The 2731-nt window shown below is 26.9% G+C and carries 4 protein-coding genes; all 4 read left to right on the forward strand.

The window, feature by feature from the left end; all coding sequences use genetic code 11:
* Window positions 1-540 (forward strand): IS3 family transposase (locus GQS58_RS16715; RefSeq protein WP_166388017.1); only part of this gene is annotated, 540 nt, incomplete at its 5' end.
* 179 nt (window positions 541-719) lie between these two features.
* Window positions 720-1058, forward strand: coding sequence for a type II toxin-antitoxin system RelE/ParE family toxin (locus GQS58_RS16720; RefSeq protein ID WP_166388019.1), 339 nt, complete (start codon window positions 720-722; stop codon window positions 1056-1058).
* Window positions 1059-1060: 2 nt separating this feature from the next.
* A complete protein-coding gene (locus GQS58_RS16725; RefSeq protein ID WP_166388021.1) occupies window positions 1061-1345 on the forward strand; it encodes a helix-turn-helix domain-containing protein in 285 nt (94 codons plus the stop codon).
* A 144-nt stretch (window positions 1346-1489) separates the two neighbouring features.
* On the forward strand, window positions 1490-2644 hold the full coding sequence (locus GQS58_RS16730; protein ID WP_166388023.1) for a carboxypeptidase-like regulatory domain-containing protein: 1155 nt from the start codon (window positions 1490-1492) through the stop codon (window positions 2642-2644).
* The last annotated feature ends 87 nt before the right edge of the window (window positions 2645-2731 follow it).

The following is a 2731-nucleotide window of genomic DNA, read 5'->3' on the forward strand; positions in this document are numbered from 1 at the left end:
AGACCCGAACAACTTTGGGTAAGTGATATTACATACATTAAAACAGAAAAAGGACACAACTATTTAGCAATTGTAACAGATGCATACTCTAAGAAAATTATGGGCTATAAACTAGATGACCATATGAGAGTATCACTCTGTAAAGATGCTTTAAAGATAGCCTTAAAAAATAGAAAATATCCATCGAAAAAATTGATTCATCATTCTGATAGAAGTATGCAATACTGTTGCCCAGAATATACCCAGTTTGCTGAAAATAATGGAATAACAATGAGTATGACAGAGCAATATGACCCATATGAAAACGCTATTGCTGAAAGAATCAATAGAACTTTGAAATATGAATATGGACTTAGAAACTGTCTTAAAAATACCCTTATTGCTCAAAAATCAGCTAAACAGGCTGTAGATATTTACAACAATTTAAGAACACATTTTAGCTTAGACTTAAGAAAACCAGCAGAAGTACATTTAAATCCAAACATCAAATATAAATCGTATCGAAAAAATAATGTAAATTTGACTGAACTAACAATTTAAAAACAAACCTAGTTCAAATTATTTTTTGCCTTCTAAACGGCTAAAAAAATAGTTTGAATGGTATAAATTAACCTAAAAAAAGGTCAACCTATATCAGGACAATACAAAAAATCCGTCTTCGAAAAAATATTTCTGTCTGAAATGAAATATAATTGTAACTAATTCGTTACATTTGTAATATGAGAGAAATCGATATTACAGAAGAATGTTTGGAATTTATCGACAAACAAAACGATAGAGTTACTCTGAAATTCTTCCAACTAATTGAAGTTATTGGAGAAATTAAAATTATTAACTCAAACTTTCTAAAAAAACTACAATCGACACAATTTTACGAATTGAGGTTTAAAGCTGGAAATGAATATCGAATTGTACTCTTTGCTATCGATCATCTTAATTTTTCCGAATGTACTAAAGCTGTTTGTTTATGTGGATTTCAGAAAAAAGGAACTAAAGATTATAAAAAGGCAATTAAACAAGCTGAAAAAATATTAGAAGAATATCTAAAAGAAGAATAATTATGGGAAAATCAATAAGTGCAAAAGAACTGATTTCTAAACGTTATGGAAAAGAAGGTTCAAAAGAACGAGAAGAATTTAGAGAAAATGCTTTTTCTTACTATTTTGGAGAAATCATTAAAAACCGCAGAAAGGAATTACATATGACACAGGAGAATCTTGCCGAAAAGGTTGGAAAGAAAAGACCATATATTTCCAGAGTTGAAAATGGAGAAGATATTCAACTATCGAATTTTGCTCTACTTGCGAATGCATTAGGACTATCAATTCAGCTAACAACCGAATAGTACTAATGGCAACACCGTACAAAAAAATTGCTAAATTAGTGCTTCAACAAAGGCAGTTGCTTTTTTGCAAACAACAATTTTCCTGCGGAAAATAGCCGTTCACAAAAATAGCAACTTTTCTTGTACAACAACGTTGCCCACAATATGAAAAAAATCCTGCTAATATTAATAATTTCAGTAATTAACAAATCATTTAGTCAGAATAAATTGAATGGAATTATACTGAATTACGAAACTAAAGAACCTATTGAATATGTTGATATTTATAATAAAAGTAATTTCACTTCAACAAATTCTGAAGGACGATTTTCATTCACGTCTGAAAGCGATTCGATTAAAATAAGATTAATTGGTTACGAACAAATATACACGACTTTTAACAAAATAAATAATGACACAATATTCCTAAAAAGCAAATTTGAGGAATTAGATGAAATTGTTTTAAGTAATACAAATCCAATTATAAAAATTTATAAATCTGTAGCAGACAACTATCCTTCTGAACCTTATTCAGAAACATTTTTTTTAAGATGTTATATAAGAAAAAACGGAAAATTATTAAAGATTCAAGATTTGTATGGTGTTGTAAATCGAAAAACACTTTTTGGTACATCTGAAAAACCTATGCCAAAAAAAAATTATATGTCAAATATAAGGAATGTAAGAAAAGCTGGAATTTACGAAGAAGATGTTTACTTTAAAATGTATAATTTAAAGCAAATATTTGACGAAATTGGAGGAGTTGGTCTTAATATAAAAGAATATGATTTCAATGAAAACGTATCAAAAGACAAAAATTTTGTAAAATATTCATTTTTTCCAAAGTCAGAAAGTAAATCTAAAAACGAAGGACATTATCTAATAGACAAAAATAATAATGCTTTTACAGAGTTTCACTTAAATCAAATAGATACCACAAGTTCTTATAAAGAAAATAGAGGAATAAAGTATAGAACTACTAATTATGAGAAATCAATTTTTTTTAAACAAAATACTAATTGGAATAAGTATTTCATTCACAAAGCCAAAATAAATGCTGAAACTGAAGTTATTGATAAAGATGGTGTCAAAAATATTTATAATGTATCATATTCTTTTATTGTTTTAGAACAAAACAAAATTGAAATAAATAAAAAACAATCAATTAATAAAGATATTTTTAAGTTTAAAAAACCTTTTAGTTCGGAATTTTGGAAAAATCAAGAATATTTATTACTTACGAAAGAAATGAAAGATTTTTTGGAAACAGTAAAAAGTTCAAATAATGAATTTAAAACTACAACAAATATGGAGGAATAATACTGTGTGCAACAAAGTACTGTGGTAAAAAACAAGTAAAAACTCATTAATTTTTCACTAAAACACTTCTATAATTATTATCATAAG

It is taken from the genome of Polaribacter sp. 11A2H, from assembly GCF_011379025.1.
GTDB lineage: Bacteria > Bacteroidota > Bacteroidia > Flavobacteriales > Flavobacteriaceae > Polaribacter.